A 13,657-nucleotide genomic window follows, 5' to 3' on the forward strand; every position below is an offset into this window, starting at 1 on the left:
ACTTCTTGGCCGCTTTCAAGCTGAGGGGCCAGGATGATCTGGGTGCCGCCCTCGAGATCCAGCGCGAGCTTGGGGGTCCACCCAGAGCCCTGCCAGATCACTCCTGCGACGTTGAACCCGACCAGCGCGACGACGATGACGCCGAGCCATGAGAGGGAACGCCAAGCCTTCTTGACCGGGGTCGATCGTTGTGCCACCTAGGAACTCAGCTTTCTACTCCGCGAGACAACATCTCGAGGGAGGTCAGGTCAGGAATCGCGGCCACCGTCGGTCGCGCACACAGAAGACTAGTGGCTAGTCGTTGCCCTTGTCGGCAGCACGGCCGTCGACGCCCTTGGCATCGCCATCCGCTGTCACCGTATGGGTGTCGTCCGATGCGGAGTCAATGGTGGTCGGTTCGTCGATCACGGTCTCGTCTGTTGCGATGCTGTCGGCCTCGTCCGCGTCGTTCTCGACAACCTTAAGGATCGTCTGACGGTGGACGCGAAGAACGGTGCCGGGGGTCGTCTCGAGGAGGGCCTCGTTGGACTCCTCATCTACCGAAAGCAGCGTTCCGTAGACGCCGAACTGCGTCATAACTTCAGCGCCGGGAACCATCTTTGACTGCAGGGTCTCCTGCTCTGCGCGGCGCTTCTTAGACGTGCGGAACTGGAAGAAGATGAAGACGGCCAAGAGGGCCATCATGACAATAAGTAGCGGATCCATGCGGAGGGGCCTTCCAGAGGGAAATCTGCGCACGACGGTGCGCACGATGGTCGTTAAATTATAGGCCATCGCGGAAGAGTGCAGACTCCCGCGGCGCTATTCCAAGGTGTTCCCAGGCCTTCTGAGTGGCGACCCGACCTCGGGGGGTTCGCGAAATTAGTCCCATTCGCACCAGGAACGGTTCGGCGACCGACTCAATCGTCTCCGCTTCTTCACCGACGGATGCGGCAAGCGTGCCGAGCCCTACCGGCCCTCCCCCGAACTGCTGGATGATGGTCGAGAGAACCGCTCGGTCCAGCCGATCGAGGCCAAGATCGTCGACGTCATAAAGCTTGAGCGCCGCCTGAACGGCCTCCAGCCCCTCCCGCCCATTGACGAGTGAAAAATCCCGTACCCGCCGAAGCAGGCGATTGGCGATTCGTGGTGTGCCTCGGCTCCTCCCCGCGATCTCCCCCAGTGACTCTGAGTCGATCTCGAGTTCCAAAAGGCGACTGGCGCGGGAAATGACATGGGCGAGCTCGTCATCGGAATAGAACTCCAGATGAGCGGTAAAGCCGAAGCGGTCACGCAGAGGATTCGGCAGCAGGCCGGAGCGGGTCGTGGCACCGACGAGCGTGAACGGCGCCAAATCAAGGGGGATCGAGGTTGCCCCAGCCCCCTTGCCCACCATGATGTCGATGCGGAAGTCCTCCATAGCGAGATAGAGCATCTCCTCGGCGGACCGGGCCATCCGGTGGATCTCGTCGATAAACAAGACCTCGCCGGGCACTAGTGACGAGAGCAGGGCCGCCAGGTCGCCCGCATGTTGAATCGCCGGCCCGCTAGACATGCGCAGCGGGCGATCGCTCTCATGAGCCACGATCATCGCAAGCGTCGTTTTGCCCAGCCCTGGAGGGCCGGCGAGCAGGATGTGGTCGGGCGTTCGCGACTGAAGGGCGGCAGCCTGAAGCAAGAGTTCAAGCTGCGCGCGGACCTTGGTCTGGCCGACGAACTCTGAAAGCGAGCGTGGGCGTAGTGCCCCTTCGAACGCCAACTCTGCCGTCGACTCCGGCACGGGCACCACCACGGACTCCACAGAGCTCCGCTCAAAACCAAACGCTTCTGAGCTCATCGCGCAGCACCCTCGCGCACGGCGGACGGGCCGAGTTCGGAAAGCGCGAGACGCAGAAGAGCCGGAACACTCTCCCGCTGCGCTCCCGCAGCGCTTGAGATCGCCTCGTCAGCAGCATCCTGGGCTGCCTTCTCGTTCCATCCGAGACCAATAAGTGCTTGCACTACGCTGTCGCGAACAATCGGCTGCGGTGCAGCAGCAGACGGGGACGGCGCCACGGCCACTAGCTTGCCCGCGAGGGACAGCACGATCAGCTTCGCCGTTTTGGGGCCGATCCCCGATACTTTGCGGAACGCCGAGTCGTTCTCGGAGTTGACGGCCCGAGCGATCTCGTCGGGCGTCATGGCTGCGAGGACCCCCATTGCCGATTTTGGTCCGACTCCGGTGACTCCCCGCAGGAGGTCAAACACCGAGAGTTCATCCCGGTCGGCGAAACCATAGAGAGATAGGTCATCCTCGCGAACGATGAGCGCGGTGTGGACGGTGACCTCGGATCCGGTGCGCAGGCTTAGGGCATGCTGGGGCGTAATGGCGACTGCGAGACCGATGCCCCCGACCTCGATAACCGCGACGGAACCCGCGAGAGAAAGCAGAGTGCCGCGCACAGAAGAGATCATGTATCCAGCCTAGGAGCAGCCTCGGACTTTCGGCCGGAGCGCTCGGCGGCGCGCCACGCCTGCTGGGCTGGTGTCGTGCTCGTCGCCCCGCCAATGCCGGAGGGCATTCCCCGCCAGGCATGGCATAGCGCGAGGGCAAGGGCATCCGCAGCATCGGCAGGCTCTGGCGGCGCGTCGAGCCGCAAGATGCGCGCGACCATCGCTCCGACCTGCTTCTTATCGGCGGATCCGTATCCGGTCACAGCCGCTTTAACCTCAGACGGAGTGTGCAGCCCCACGGCGAGCCCGCGCCGGGCAGCGGCAAGAAGAACGACGCCGCTCACCTGCGCCGTGCCCATCACAGTTCGCAAATTATGCTGCGCAAACACTCGCTCAAGCGCAACCGCGGTCGGGGAGAACTCGTTCATGATCGCATCGAGCTGTTCGCCGATTATGAGCAGCCTGCGCTCGAGGGCAAGATCGGGAGGAGTCCTAATTACCCCGACCTCAACGAGAGTCGCGGCGCGCCCCTGGGTCAGATCGATGATTCCCACGCCGCAGCGCGTCAGCCCAGGGTCTACGCCGAGCACCCTTACGGTCACAGGAGATTCGACCTACTCGTCTTCGTCGAGTTCGGCCTGAGTCTCGGCAGAGACGGAGAAATTAGCGTAGACGTTCTGCACGTCTTCGCTGTCCTCTAGGGCATCGATGAGCTTGAAAACCTTGCGAGCCGTCTCTGCATCGATCTCGATCGTGAGGTTGGGAACGAACTCCGCCTCAGCAGATTCGTAGTCGATTCCCGCCTCTTGCAGGGCCGTGCGAACGGCGACGAGGTCAGACGCCTCGGAGATGATCTCGAAGCCCGCGCCACGGTCAATGACCTCTTCTGCGCCCGCATCGAGAACGGCAAGAAGGACATCGTCTTCCGTGAGCGAGTCGGTCTTCATGACCGAAACGACGCCCTTGCGGTTGAAGTTGTAGGCGACACTGCCCGGGTCAGCCATGTTGCCGCCGTTGCGGTTCATCGCCGTGCGAACCTCCGCAGCGGCGCGGTTCTTATTGTCGGTGAGACACTCAATCAGCAGCGCCACGCCACCCTGCGCGTAGCCCTCGTACATGATCGTGGAGTAGTCGATGACCTCGCCGGTGAGGCCAGCGCCGCGTTTGACGGCGCGGTCAATGTTGTCGTTCGGAACCGACGTCTTCTTGGCCTTCTGAATAGCGTCGACCAGTGTGGGGTTGCCCGAGAGGTCGGCTCCGCCAATCTTCGCCGCTACTTCGATGTTCTTGATGAGCTTGGCGAACGACTTTGCCCGACGCGCGTCAATGACGGCCTTCTTGTGCTTAGTGGTTGCCCATTTGGAGTGACCTGACATAGAGGTCATTCTAGCGAGCCGAGCGAGCCTGTCCCTTCAGCGCGCCAGCATCCGTTCTGTTACGCGGTCAAGAAAATATCGATGAAGCCGGTAGTCGTCTGTCACCTCGGGATGAAACGAGGTCGCGATGATGTTCGCTTGCTCGACCGCGACGATCGTGCCATCGACGAGGGATGCCAAAACGGAGACCCCCGGCCCCGTCTCGACGACGATGGGGGCGCGAATAAAGACGGCGCGCATGGGCCGCTCCCCGAGAACCGGAATCGACAATGCGGTTTCGAATGACTCCGTCTGCGAGCCAAACGCATTGCGTCGCACCGAAACATCCAACCCGCCAAATGATTGCTGGGATGCTGCGCCGTCGAGGATGCGATCCGCCACCATGATGAGCCCGGCACACGTGCCGTAGACGGGGAGGCCTCCAGAAATTGCGGCTTTGATCGGGTCGGCGACTCCGAATGCGCGCGAGAGCTTGTCGATCACCGTGGATTCGCCGCCGGGGATGACGAGCCCGTCGATCGCGGCGAGGTCGGTCTCGCGGCGCACAGCGACGGTGTCCGCGCCGAGCGACTCCAGCATCTGACGGTGCTCGCGGAAGTCGCCCTGGAGGGCGAGGACACCGACGCGAGGCGCCGCCGGTACGGTCGGGTTACCAGCCACGTTCTGCGAGGCGGTGCGGAGCGGCGAGGTCTGAGACGTTGATGCCGACCATGGCCTCCCCCAAGCCGCGCGACGTCTCGGCAATAACCGCTGGGTCATCGAAGAATGTCGTTGCCTTGACGATGGCAGCGGCGCGTTTCGCCGGCTCTCCCGACTTGAAGATGCCGGATCCAACAAAGACCCCATCAGCGCCGAGCTGCATCATGAGAGCCGCATCGGCAGGTGTCGCAACTCCGCCTGCGGTGAAGAGCACAACGGGGAGCTTGCCCGTCGTGGCGATTTCGAGGACGAGCTCGTAAGGAGCCTGGAGGTCCTTCGCCGCTACATAGAGTTCATCGGCGCTGAGCGAGGTCAGCCGTGCGACCTCGCGCTTGATGGTGCGGATGTGCTTAGTCGCTTCAGAAACGTCCCCGGTTCCAGCTTCGCCCTTGGAGCGAATCATCGCGGCACCCTCATTGATGCGTCGAAGCGCTTCGCCGAGGTTCGTTGCGCCACATACGAAGGGAACCGTGAAGTTCCACTTGTCGATGTGGTTGACGTAGTCCGCCGGGCTCAGAACCTCTGATTCGTCGATGTAGTCGACTCCGAGTGACTGGAGAACCTGGGCTTCGACGAAGTGGCCGATGCGCGCTTTAGCCATGACCGGGATGGAGACGGCGTCGATGATGCCGTCGATGAGGCCGGGGTCGCTCATGCGAGCCACGCCGCCCTGCGATCGGATGTCTGCGGGCACGCGCTCAAGAGCCATAACGGCGACCGCGCCGGCGTCTTCGGCGATTTTCGCCTGATCGGCGTTGACGACGTCCATAATGACGCCGCCCTTGAGCATCTCAGCGAGTCCTCGCTTGACACGAGCCGTTCCGTGCGTGGTTGACATCATCACTCCTTCGTTTGACATAGGCCAAACCGTAGCATGGCATGACCCATAGACTGACAGCGTGACGATCGGAGACGCGCGCGTGAAACTCGACCTCATCGCGGGTGAGACCGCGGCGGAGATCGTCGAGAGTGTCCGCGCGCTCATTGATCACGGAATCCTCGCCCCGGGCGACGCGCTGCCACCCATTCGCTCGCTTGCGGAGGAACTCGGCATCAACCGCAACACGGTTGTCGCTGCGTATCGGCTGCTCAGCCGCACCGGCACCGTCGAGACACGCGGACGAGGAGGCACCCGAGTTGCGACGCGCTCCTCAGTGCCGCTCGAAGGCTACGCTCCGGACTCGGTTCTCCGAGATGTCGCTAACGGCAACCCCGATCCCGCCCTCATTCCCGACCTCTCCCCCGCCCTCGCGACGCTCGCCGGCCATCCGGTGCTGTATGGCGAGCCGACCATCGACCCATCGTTAGAGGAGTGGGCGCTTGCATGGATGTCGCGGGACCTAGGCCCGCGGCCCGACCTGCGCCTTACGGTTACGGGCGGTGCCGTTGACGCCCTCGAGCGACTGTTCGCGGATGCTCTCTCGCGGGGCGACCTGGTAGGGCTCGAGGACCCCTGCTTTCTTTCCGCTCTGCGGACAGTGCGTGTGGGAGGCTACCGGCCGCATCCGATCCCGGTGGACGGTGATGGGATGACCGTCGACGGACTCCGGGCTGCGTTAGAAGCGGGGGTGCGTGCCATTGTGTGCACGCCGCGCGCGCATAACCCCACAGGCGCGAGTCTCACCGAGGAGCGTGCCGCAGCGCTGCGAGGGGTTCTCGTCACGTATCCACACGTGCTGGTAATCGAAGACGATCACTTCTCGATGCTCTCGCGCCGCCCCTACTTTTCGATCATCGGACCAGAGCATCGCCGCTGGGCTCTCATCCGCTCCGTCTCCAAGTTTCTCGGCCCAGACCTCTGCCTCGCACTCACAGCAAGCGACGCGGAGACCGCCGACCGGCTGGGGCAGCGGCTGAGCCCCGGCTCGACCTGGGTGAGCCACCTATTGCAACGCCTTGTCGTCGCCCTCGTGGGCGATGCCGAGGTCATGGCAGGGGTCGAGCGTGCGGCGGAGCACTACCGTGCGCGGAATGCCGCGTTTGCTGAGTACGCCCTCGCTGCAGGACTTCCGTGCCGCCCCGGCGATGGGCTGAGCGTGTGGCTGCCGTTGCCGGCGCCGGCGCGTGCCGTCACAGAGCAGCTCATGCGGCGCGGGTGGCTGGCCCGTCCCGGCGACGAGTTTCTTCTTGCCGACGATGCGACCACCCGGCACCTTCGCCTCACCGTCCATGATCTCGACGATGCCGACGCCCGCCAGCTGGCTTCCGACATCGCCGCCGCCGTCCACGCCGTTCTCCGCACCGCCTGACCCGTCCGTTATTCACAGGAGCCCTAGTGAAGATTCTCTCCATCCAGTCCGCAGTCGCTTATGGACACGTCGGCAACTCCGCCGCCGTCTTTCCGCTACAGCGAATCGGCGTCGAGGTCTATCCCGTCTACACCGTCACGTTCTCCAACCACACGGGCTACGGCGCCTGGCGAGGACCGCTCATCAGCCCAGACGACGTCCGCGACGTGATCTTGGGAATCGAAGAGCGCGGGGCATTCGAGGACATCGACGTCGTGTTGTCTGGCTACCAGGGCGGTGAAGGTATCGGTGACGTGATCCTTGACACCGTGGCGCGAGTCAAGTCCGCCAACCCCTCCGCCGTCTACGCCTGTGACCCGGTCATGGGCAACGCGAAGTCCGGATGCTTCGTCGCCCCCGCCATCCCGATTCTGCTGCGAGAGCGCGTCGTACCGGCCGCCGACATCATCACCCCCAATCAGTTCGAGCTCGGCTTTCTCACCGGCACCGACCCTGCCGATTTGGAGTCCACGCTGGAGTCTGTCGATGCGGCCCGCGCAATGGGCCCGAGCACCGTACTCGTCACCAGTGTCGAGCGCCCCGAACGTCCCGAAGGCACGATCGAGATGCTGGCCGTCGATGACAAGGGCGCCTGGATCGTGCAGACACCACACATTCCGATGAAGGCGAATGGATCGGGCGACGTCACCGCAGCACTGTTCACGGCGCACTACCGCCAAACCGGCGACGCTGCAACGGCGCTCGCCCGGACGACCTCCAGCGTCTACGACCTACTGCAGAACACCTACGAGGCTGGATCCCGCGAGCTGCTGCTGGTCGAGTCTCAGGAGACGTACGCGCACCCCCGCCTGCAATTTGCGGTCACGCAGGTGCGCTAGCTTCTCCGCAGGCTAACGCGGGCCGATCACGACCGTGGCCATGCGTTGGCAACCTCTGCCCGGACATCGCCCAAAAGCCGAGGGACTGCCTTTGTTCCCGCGATTATCGGGAAGAAATTTGAGTCGAGGGCCCACCGGGGAACAATGTGCTGGTGCAGGTGCGCAGCGATGCCCGCCCCCGCGATACGACCCTGGTTCATGCCGATGTTGAAGCCATCGCACGATGACGTTTCCCGGAGAACCCTCATCGCTGTCTGAGTGAGGCTGCCGATCTCGGCGACCTCAGCATCCGTTGCCTCGTCATAGGTTGCAATGTGGCGATACGGACACACCAGCAGGTGGCCAGAGTTATACGGGAATAGGTTGAGAAGAACGTACGCGTGTTCGCCCCTAGCGACGATCAGGGCGTCCTCATCGCTCTTCTCGGGAGCGAGGCAGAAGGGACAGTCGTCCTTGGCCGGCTGCTGCCCATCCTCGATGTAGACGAGCCGGTGAGGCGTCCAGAGCCGCTGATAGGCATCCGGAGCTGCAGCGAAGGACGAGGCAGGCTCCGCAGGGATGCCGGCGAACTCGTCTTCGCTGTAGGAAGCCATCAGACCTGCGCCTTAGAGCGGATCGCCTCGAGGATGCGCTCAACCGCCTCGTCAACAGGGATGCCGTTCTCCTGATGACCATCGCGGAAGCGGAAGCTCACGGCACCAGCGGCGCGATCCTCTTCTCCAGCGATGAGCTGGAAGGGAACCTTTGCCTTGGTGTGGGTGCGGATCTTCTTGGGCATCCGGTCACTCGAATCATCGAGCTCCGCGCGAACACCATGCTTCTTGAGCCGGGCAACGACCTCTGCGAGGTACTCGTTGTACTCCTCGGCAACAGGAATTGCGACAACCTGCACCGGGGCGAGCCATACGGGGAATGCGCCCGCGTAATGCTCCAGCAGGATCGCGAAGAACCGCTCGATGGAACCGAGCAGCGCCCGATGAATCATCACCGGCTGCTGGCGAGACCCGTCTGATGCCGTGTATTCCAGCTCGAATAGTGCGGGCTGGTTGAAGTCAAGCTGAACCGTCGACAGCTGCCAGGTGCGCCCGATGGCGTCTCGCGCCTGAACGGAAATCTTGGGGCCGTAGAACGCGGCTCCACCCGGGTCGCTGACGAGCTCAAGGCCCGATTCGATTCCCACCTCTCTGAGGGTGTTCGTCGCCTCTTCCCACTGCTCGTCCGTACCAACCGACTTCTCGGGGTCGCGGGTCGACAGTTCGAGATAGAAGTCATCGAGGCCGTAGCCGCGAAGGGTCTCAAAGACGAAATCGAGCTGGCGCTTGATCTCGTCCTTGACCTGCTCAGGAGTCACATAGATGTGAGCGTCGTCCTGGGTTAGGCCGCGAACGCGGGTAAGCCCGGAGAGCGTTCCGCTCTTCTCGTAGCGGTAAACCGTGCCGAACTCTGCAAGCCTCAGGGGAAGCTCTCGGTAGCTGCGTCCACGGGCCCTAAAGATCAGGTTGTGGAACGGGCAGTTCATGGGCTTCAGGTAATAATCCTGGCCCTGCTTCGTGATGTTGCCCTCGGCGTCGTGCTCCTCATCGAGGTGCATTGCCGGGAACATGCCGTCCTTGTACCAGTTGAGGTGCTGGCTGGTTTCGAACAGGTGCCCCTTGGTGATGTGAGGGGTGTTGACCAGTTCGTAGTCGTTCTCGAGCAGGCGCTGACGCATGTACTGCTCGATCTCGTGCCGGATGATCCCGCCCCGCGGGTGGAACACCGCGAGCCCCGAGCCGATTTCGTCGGGGAACGAAAACAGGTCCAGCTCCGCACCCAACTTGCGGTGGTCTCGCTTGGCGGCCTCTTCGAGGCGAGTCGTGTATGCCTTGAGCTCGTCCTTGGTCGGCCACGCAGTGCCGTAGACGCGCTGCAGCTGCTTGTTCTTCTCCGAACCGCGCCAGTAGGCGGCGGCCGTACGCATGAGCTTCCAACCGTTACCGATCATGCGAGTGCTCGGAACGTGGGGGCCGCGGCAGAGGTCCTTCCACACGGTCTCACCAGTCTTGGGGTCGACGTTGTCGTAGATCGTCAACTCACCAGCGCCGACCTCCACGGACTCGTTGTCGCCGCCCTCAGAAGCCGAGCCCTTGAGGCCGATCAGCTCGAGCTTGTACGGCTCATCGGCGAGCTCAGCGCGAGCCTCATCCTCGGTAACCACACGACGAACAAAGCGCTGCCCCTGCTTGATGATGCGCTCCATCGCCTTTTCGATCGCTTTGAGATCGTCAGGGCCAAAGGGAACCTCGACATCGAAGTCGTAGTAGAAACCATCCGTGATGGGTGGGCCGATGCCCAGCTTCGCCTCGGGGTTGATCGTCTGAACCGCCTGAGCGGCAACATGGGCGGCCGAGTGGCGCAGGATGTTGAGCCCATCGGGAGAATCGATCAGCACGGGCTCGACCGTGTCTGAATCAGTGACTGTCGCAGCCAGGTCCTTCAGCTCACCATTGACGCGCATCGCGACGACGTTGCGATCGGTGAAGAGCTCGAATCCGTCGGCCACGGGCACACTCCTTGAATCAGTTGCAGAACCCCATCAACTTTAGTCGGGTCGGTGGGCTGCCGAGTACGCCACAGGCCAGCGCAACAAACCAAAAAGGCCCGCCAGGATTCCTGACGAGCCTTTTCACAATCTGAGCGGATGACGAGATTCGAACTCGCGACCCCAACCTTGGCAAGGTTGTGCGCTACCACTGCGCCACATCCGCATGGTGTTGAAGCGGTCGGCCTTGCGACGGACTCACTTCGAACGAGAAAAGCCCCGGCGAACCGGGGCTAATTCTTGTGGGCGATACTGGGATCGAACCAGTGACCTCTTCCGTGTCAGGGAAGCGCGCTACCGCTGCGCCAATCGCCCATTGTCGTGCTTTTCTTGAGTGGAGGTGGCGACGGGATTCGAACCCGTGTGGACGGCTTTGCAGGCCGCTGCCTCGCCTCTCGGCCACGCCACCATGGTGGGTCCCCACGACGCGTGAGACTTCACTCGAGCGGATGACGAGATTCGAACTCGCGACCCTCACCTTGGCAAGGTGATGCGCTACCACTGCGCCACATCCGCATTTGCTCGCATTTCTGCGTGCTCGAAGACTCTATCCGATGAATAGCGCTCAGACCAAACCGACGAAACCCGGGCGAGTCTCAAGGGATCGTCAGCTCCGTAATGTGCAATCGGATGCTGCAACCTGTGGCAAGATTATCGGGCGGGCGATTGGCGCAGTTGGTAGCGCGCTTCCTTCACACGGAAGAGGTCATCGGTTCGAGTCCGGTATCGCCCACCACGAGAAAACCCCCGCCAATGCCGGGGTTTTTCGTTTTTCCAGATCACCGCACTATGACGGCCCAGCACCGGGATTCTGAGTTAGGTGCCAGACGCGCCCGTGCTATCGCTCGGTGAGCTCCGCACGGAGTTCTCGAAGGAGCTCCGCCGTCTCGGCGAGACGCGCCCCGTGCGCGCGTGCGAAATCGTCGACCAGGGGGCGGCGAGCCTCGCGCGCGCTTCCGGCCAGCTCTCTGCCGCGTTCCGTGAGCTCGAGCACCACCGCCCGCCCGTCTGTGGACGAGCCGGTACGGACGACCAGCCCGTCAGTTACCAGCCGCGAGATGAGACGGCTGGGATGTCCGGATTCCGCGACGAGATGCGCTGCGAGCTCTTTGAGAGACACCGGCCCGAGTGCGTCGAGTGCCATGAGAGCTTCCGCCTGCACACAGCTCAATCCGAGTGGGCGAAAGAGCACCGCAAGTGCGGCGTTGAGTTCCGTGGTGAGGCTCTTGAGCTGGAACGAGAACGTGAGAACCGCGTCCTCGCGAGAAGTGCGTGACATGTCATCCATCTCCGGTAGGCTGATTTACATGATAAGTCACATATCTGGGGTAGCGCCCGAATCGTGGGTCATGCGGGTTGCCCGGTTCGGAACCGTACGGGAAGAAGCGACACGAAAGGACATGCTCCGAATGAGCCGGGCTCGAGCAGTCGTTCGGATCACTCACGCTTCGGTAGGAGTCACCGACGCGCTCGCTGTTCGCGGCGACTATCTCATGCAGCCAGTGCCGAGGTTCGTGCCCGGCTATGACTTCATCGGCATCATCGAACACCTCGGCGCTCCCGATCACCCGCGATTGTCAGTCGGGCAGCGGGTCGCAGGAATCCTGCCGCGCATGGGCGCGCATGCGACACGCATATCGGTTGCGCAGTCACTCTTGGTACCGGTGCCCGACAGCCTCGATCCGGTGATCGCGGCAACGGCACCGCTCGACGCGGTGACCGCGCAGTTCGCACTCGACGCATTGGACATAAAGTCTGCCTCGGTACTCATCCAAGGCGCGGGCGGGGCAGTTGGCGCTTGGGCCGTACAGCTCGCCGCAGCGCGTAACCTGACGGTCTTTGGCACAGCATCCACTCGCACCCGAGCCGTTGCTGAGTCATTCGGGGCACGGGTGCTCGACTACCGCGATCCCGAATGGATCGACGCTCTGCGCACGATGACGCACGGCGGCGTCGCAGGGGTAATCGACCACACCGGGCGTAGAGACCTCCAGCGGGTCGTCCTGCCCGAAGGCCGCATCGTGCGAATCGCATTCGAGGGAAAACAGGGGCACCAACGGCGAGCTACAGCGGCAGGGTTCGCAGCCGCGACCTTGCGTCGCTACGCGCACCCGGCCGAGCGAATCTGCTCGACACCGGTGCTCGTGATGCTCCACCGCTTCGCGTATCGCGCGGCGCTCGGAGACATACTCGGCCGCCTCGACAGAGGAACGCTTACGCCTCCGCAACCGCGTAGCTATCGCTTTACGGACTATCGGGAAGCGGTGGCAGACGTAACATCGACACAACCGGGAGAAAAAAGTGTTCTCGTCATGGGCCACCAACCCGCGGGCGGTTTTACCGTCGGAGAATTCCGATGAACCTGATGAGAGCGGCGATGACTCCGCACGCGAGGGCAGCAAAAACGACCCCGACGCAAACTAGTTGCACCTGAGTCAGCACAAGTGTCGGTTGGCCCGAATAGAAGAACCCTGAAGACCTGTCGAGCAGGCCGAGAGACAATAGTCCGAGCACTCCGCCGGTCGCGGCGGCAGCACTCAGGGCAATCTCCCCCGATGCCGTTCGGCGGAGGGTTTGCATCGCGATCGCGTGGCCGAGAACGGCACTGACGATGCCCACGGCGCCCGACGCGACGATGCCAACATACGCGGCGGCACCTGCAGCCGCCGCGAGAGCAGACACCACAGCGGCGAGCATTGCCCACGGCTGCGGCCGTCGACGCCGCACACCGTGCAGGAGAAAGCTCGTCGCAACGGCACCACAGGACATCGCGACCACGCTCACAGCGCCGCCGAGCGCGTAATCATTGAGCTGACCCTCTGCCACGACGATCCAGCCAGCGACTGCGACCGTACTCGCGAGGATCGCGAGCGCCGAACCCGCCCAGCGAAGACTAGCGACGCGTGACGAGCGCGGAGCGACGGTACGCTTCTGCCCGGCCGAAACGAGAGCCATCATGATGCCGCCGATGCCGATCGCAATCGCAAACGGCATCGAGCCGGCGTAATCGAGTGACCCAGCCACGCCCATCGGGGACGAAGACGGCGCGAGCCACGCCCAAGCAAGAGGCGCGAAGCACAGCAGGAACCACGCCATTCCGTAGAGGACGGCTGACCGGCGAGGGCAGCGGTCGGCGACGATAAGAATCACGGCACCAGCACCCGCGGCGCCCATCAGAACGACCGCGACCAGGAATGTCCATGGCAACGAATCCATCACCCCTCCTTGGCCACATGAACCTTAGCGAAAACCGGGATGAGCAGTCATCTGGCACACGAAAACGGGGGCACAGTCCGTAGACCATGCCCCCGCGCTACAACTAGGCGTTATGCGTTCTCGAGTGCGTAGCCTTCTTCTCCGTGAACGATCGTGTCGATACCGGCGACCTCGTCTTCGTTCTTGACCCGGAATCCGAGGGTCTTCTCGATTCCGAAGCCGAGGATGCCCGCGACGACGAAGGAG

General features: G+C 63.1%; 14 protein-coding genes, 5 tRNA genes and 2 pseudogenes. 4 read left to right on the forward strand and 17 right to left on the reverse strand.

The features are described from left to right. From AC062T_RS08675 to pdxS, 8 genes and pseudogenes are all read right to left on the reverse strand, one after another. Positions 1-197: pseudogene (locus tag AC062T_RS08675) on the reverse strand (protein translocase subunit SecD); the annotation flags it as partial. 97 nt (positions 198-294) lie between these two features. Then, entirely contained in the window at positions 295-774 is a 480-nt protein-coding gene (yajC, locus tag AC062T_RS08680) for a preprotein translocase subunit YajC (RefSeq protein WP_476029181.1), read from the reverse strand. Next, positions 764-1,816 carry a Holliday junction branch migration DNA helicase RuvB gene (ruvB, locus tag AC062T_RS08685; protein WP_476029183.1) on the reverse strand — a complete coding sequence of 351 codons (1,053 nt, stop codon included), beginning with the start codon at positions 1,814-1,816 and terminating at the stop codon, positions 764-766. The genes yajC and ruvB overlap by 11 nt, the downstream gene beginning before the upstream one ends. After that, positions 1,813-2,433 (reverse strand): Holliday junction branch migration protein RuvA, encoded by a 621-nt coding sequence (gene ruvA / locus AC062T_RS08690; protein WP_108516574.1) that lies wholly within the window; start codon positions 2,431-2,433, stop codon positions 1,813-1,815. Before ruvA ends, ruvB begins: the two co-directional genes overlap by 4 nt. Then, a complete protein-coding gene (ruvC, locus tag AC062T_RS08695) occupies positions 2,430-3,014 on the reverse strand; it encodes a crossover junction endodeoxyribonuclease RuvC (protein ID WP_476029186.1) in 585 nt (194 codons plus the stop codon). The genes ruvA and ruvC overlap by 4 nt, the downstream gene beginning before the upstream one ends. A 12-nt stretch (positions 3,015-3,026) precedes the next feature. Further along, positions 3,027-3,788, reverse strand: a complete 762-nt coding sequence (locus tag AC062T_RS08700) for a YebC/PmpR family DNA-binding transcriptional regulator (protein ID WP_476029188.1) — start codon at positions 3,786-3,788, stop codon at positions 3,027-3,029. Positions 3,789-3,824: 36 nt separating this feature from the next. Next, a complete protein-coding gene (gene pdxT / locus AC062T_RS08705) occupies positions 3,825-4,448 on the reverse strand; it encodes a pyridoxal 5'-phosphate synthase glutaminase subunit PdxT (protein WP_476029190.1) in 624 nt (207 codons plus the stop codon). Further along, positions 4,438-5,328, reverse strand: a complete 891-nt coding sequence (gene pdxS / locus AC062T_RS08710) for a pyridoxal 5'-phosphate synthase lyase subunit PdxS (RefSeq protein ID WP_476029192.1) — start codon at positions 5,326-5,328, stop codon at positions 4,438-4,440. The genes pdxT and pdxS overlap by 11 nt, the downstream gene beginning before the upstream one ends. 58 nt (positions 5,329-5,386) lie before the next feature. Between pdxS and AC062T_RS08715 the strand changes: the two genes are divergently transcribed. Further along, positions 5,387-6,736 carry an aminotransferase class I/II-fold pyridoxal phosphate-dependent enzyme gene (locus tag AC062T_RS08715; RefSeq protein WP_476029194.1) on the forward strand — a complete coding sequence of 450 codons (1,350 nt, stop codon included), beginning with the start codon at positions 5,387-5,389 and terminating at the stop codon, positions 6,734-6,736. Between the two features lie 26 nt (positions 6,737-6,762). Next, complete coding sequence (gene pdxY, locus AC062T_RS08720; RefSeq protein ID WP_476029196.1) at positions 6,763-7,614, forward strand: pyridoxal kinase PdxY; 852 nt, start codon at positions 6,763-6,765, stop codon at positions 7,612-7,614. Positions 7,615-7,640: 26 nt separating this feature from the next. Here the strand turns inward: pdxY and AC062T_RS08725 are convergent, their stop codons facing one another. The 6 genes from AC062T_RS08725 to AC062T_RS08750 all read right to left on the reverse strand — a co-directional run bounded on the left by AC062T_RS08725 (position 7,641) and on the right by AC062T_RS08750 (position 10,711). Beyond that, positions 7,641-8,207, reverse strand: a complete 567-nt coding sequence (locus AC062T_RS08725) for an HIT family protein (RefSeq protein WP_476029198.1) — start codon at positions 8,205-8,207, stop codon at positions 7,641-7,643. Next, positions 8,207-10,111 carry a threonine--tRNA ligase gene (thrS, locus tag AC062T_RS08730; protein WP_476029206.1) on the reverse strand — a complete coding sequence of 635 codons (1,905 nt, stop codon included), beginning with the start codon at positions 10,109-10,111 and terminating at the stop codon, positions 8,207-8,209. Before thrS ends, AC062T_RS08725 begins: the two co-directional genes overlap by 1 nt. Positions 10,112-10,289: 178 nt before the next feature. Further along, positions 10,290-10,361 (reverse strand) — tRNA-Gly (locus AC062T_RS08735). 77 nt (positions 10,362-10,438) lie between these two features. Continuing rightward, positions 10,439-10,510: transfer RNA gene (locus AC062T_RS08740), tRNA-Val, on the reverse strand. Between the two features lie 20 nt (positions 10,511-10,530). Further along, a tRNA-Cys gene (locus tag AC062T_RS08745) sits at positions 10,531-10,604 on the reverse strand. A 35-nt stretch (positions 10,605-10,639) separates the two neighbouring features. Beyond that, positions 10,640-10,711, reverse strand: a tRNA-Gly gene (locus AC062T_RS08750). Between the two features lie 144 nt (positions 10,712-10,855). Here AC062T_RS08750 and AC062T_RS08755 point away from each other — a divergent pair. Continuing rightward, positions 10,856-10,931: transfer RNA gene (locus tag AC062T_RS08755), tRNA-Val, on the forward strand. 102 nt (positions 10,932-11,033) lie between these two features. Here the strand turns inward: AC062T_RS08755 and AC062T_RS08760 are convergent. Continuing rightward, positions 11,034-11,474, reverse strand: coding sequence for a MarR family winged helix-turn-helix transcriptional regulator (locus AC062T_RS08760; protein WP_476029200.1), 441 nt, complete (start codon positions 11,472-11,474; stop codon positions 11,034-11,036). Between the two features lie 130 nt (positions 11,475-11,604). On the opposite strand from AC062T_RS08760, the gene AC062T_RS08765 reads away from it, so the two are divergent. Further along, positions 11,605-12,555 (forward strand): quinone oxidoreductase family protein, encoded by a 951-nt coding sequence (locus AC062T_RS08765; protein WP_476029202.1) that lies wholly within the window; start codon positions 11,605-11,607, stop codon positions 12,553-12,555. On the opposite strand, the gene AC062T_RS08770 is transcribed toward AC062T_RS08765, so the two are convergent. Both AC062T_RS08770 and AC062T_RS08775 read right to left on the reverse strand, forming a co-directional pair. Then, on the reverse strand, positions 12,533-13,411 hold the full coding sequence (locus AC062T_RS08770; protein WP_476029204.1) for a hypothetical protein: 879 nt from the start codon (positions 13,409-13,411) through the stop codon (positions 12,533-12,535). The two genes, AC062T_RS08765 and AC062T_RS08770, sit on opposite strands and share 23 nt — an antisense overlap. 110 nt (positions 13,412-13,521) lie before the next feature. Further along, positions 13,522-13,657 (reverse strand): annotated as a pseudogene (locus AC062T_RS08775) (ammonium transporter); the annotation flags it as partial.

Source organism: Homoserinimonas sp. (assembly GCF_056262345.1).

Excerpts from the sequence above, each read along its gene's own strand:
- AC062T_RS08700 (WP_476029188.1), bottom strand. The coding sequence starts at position 3,788 with ATGTCAGGTCACTCCAAATGGGCAACCACTAAGCACAAGAAGGCCGTC.
- AC062T_RS08765 (WP_476029202.1), top strand. The coding sequence starts at position 11,605 with ATGAGCCGGGCTCGAGCAGTCGTTCGGATCACTCACGCTTCGGTAGGA.
- ruvA (WP_108516574.1), bottom strand. The coding sequence starts at position 2,433 with ATGATCTCTTCTGTGCGCGGCACTCTGCTTTCTCTCGCGGGTTCCGTC.
- thrS (WP_476029206.1), bottom strand. The coding sequence starts at position 10,111 with ATGCGCGTCAATGGTGAGCTGAAGGACCTGGCTGCGACAGTCACTGAT.
- ruvB (WP_476029183.1), bottom strand. The coding sequence starts at position 1,816 with ATGAGCTCAGAAGCGTTTGGTTTTGAGCGGAGCTCTGTGGAGTCCGTG.
- AC062T_RS08725 (WP_476029198.1), bottom strand. The coding sequence starts at position 8,207 with ATGGCTTCCTACAGCGAAGACGAGTTCGCCGGCATCCCTGCGGAGCCT.
- AC062T_RS08770 (WP_476029204.1), bottom strand. The coding sequence starts at position 13,411 with ATGGATTCGTTGCCATGGACATTCCTGGTCGCGGTCGTTCTGATGGGC.
- AC062T_RS08760 (WP_476029200.1), bottom strand. The coding sequence starts at position 11,474 with ATGTCACGCACTTCTCGCGAGGACGCGGTTCTCACGTTCTCGTTCCAG.
- pdxS (WP_476029192.1), bottom strand. The coding sequence starts at position 5,328 with ATGATGTCAACCACGCACGGAACGGCTCGTGTCAAGCGAGGACTCGCT.
- yajC (WP_476029181.1), bottom strand. The coding sequence starts at position 774 with ATGGCCTATAATTTAACGACCATCGTGCGCACCGTCGTGCGCAGATTT.